Origin of the sequence: Candidatus Phytoplasma gossypii, assembly GCF_030586975.1 — a bacterium.
Lineage (GTDB): Bacteria > Bacillota_I > Bacilli_A > Acholeplasmatales > Acholeplasmataceae > Phytoplasma > Phytoplasma citri.
Map to the genome: position 1 here is coordinate 1 of NZ_JAOSIT010000079.1, position 1,105 is coordinate 1,105.

Below are 1,105 nucleotides of genomic sequence, written 5' to 3' on the forward strand. Positions count from 1 at the left end.
TTGTTATCCCTTATTTTATATAATGAAAGGTTATCGAACACATTTTTTAAAAAATAAAAATATTTTTAATAATGTTAATCATTCAAATCGAACCGTTTATTTTCATTTAAACGCTTTTGTTATTGCATTTTTGGTTTTTTTCTTACATTTGTGTTCCTTTAAGATTTAATTTTTAAAATTCTTTAAGTAATAATTCGATAATTGAGACAAATTATTTAATTTTTAAATAAGATATATTCCATCCTTGGAAAGGTTATTAACTTAAAAATTAAAGTTAATTTAATGATTTAAATAAATTAAAAACAAAATTGTTGTTTCCAAAAAGCAATTTTATGATATCGATAATGATTAAGAATGATGATACGATAATATCAAATATCGATTATCATTATCATTATCGATATAAAATATCAAGTATCATTCCTTTGAGAAGCTAATGTTGAACTAGGTTATTTAAAGAGAGAAATTGTCATAAAAGTGTCAGTAAAGTGTCAGTAAAGTGTCAGTGAAGTGTCAGTGAAGTGTCATAAAAATGTCATTTTTTATTTTTAGGAAGATATTTATATTTAGGATGTAACTTTTTCACCCGATAACCTTGTGGAGCTTTAGTCAAAAAAGATTGGATAAATTTTAAATCTTCTTGACGATAATAAATAATATTTAAACCTTTCTTATAGTTAGTTTTGATAGGTTTATGATATTTATCTAACTTATTTGGAGCTAGCGGATATAATTGTAAAGTTACTAATTTAGAAACATCAATTTTCCCAATTAATTTTTTGATCTGATTTTTCTTTTCGTTTTGATAATTGATTTGGAAAAGGGGATAGTGGTTTTGAAGGCGGTTATTATGGCTTTTAAGCGGGGTTAAATCCGTAAGTAATAGTTTACTATTACTAGTATCTTTAATTAAGGCGATTTTTAATTGTTTAATTTCTTCTAATATGCGTGAATCCACAAAAAGGGTTTGATTTTTAAGACGATAATTCGCTTCTTGATAAGTATTTTTCTTTTTGGAATGGGCAACAATGGTGAGATTAATTAAATCGGTTTTTAAGCTGATTAAAAAGTTTTTAATGGGGATTAAATCATTGGGAGTGGTTTG

The 1,105-nt window shown here is 24.9% G+C and carries 1 protein-coding gene; it reads right to left on the reverse strand.

Annotation, left to right across the window (positions count from 1 at the left end):
* Positions 1-535 precede the first annotated feature (535 nt).
* On the reverse strand, positions 536-1,105 hold a 570-nt coding region (locus OC698_RS03165; RefSeq protein ID WP_304513234.1), incomplete at its 5' end, for a phase variable surface lipoprotein.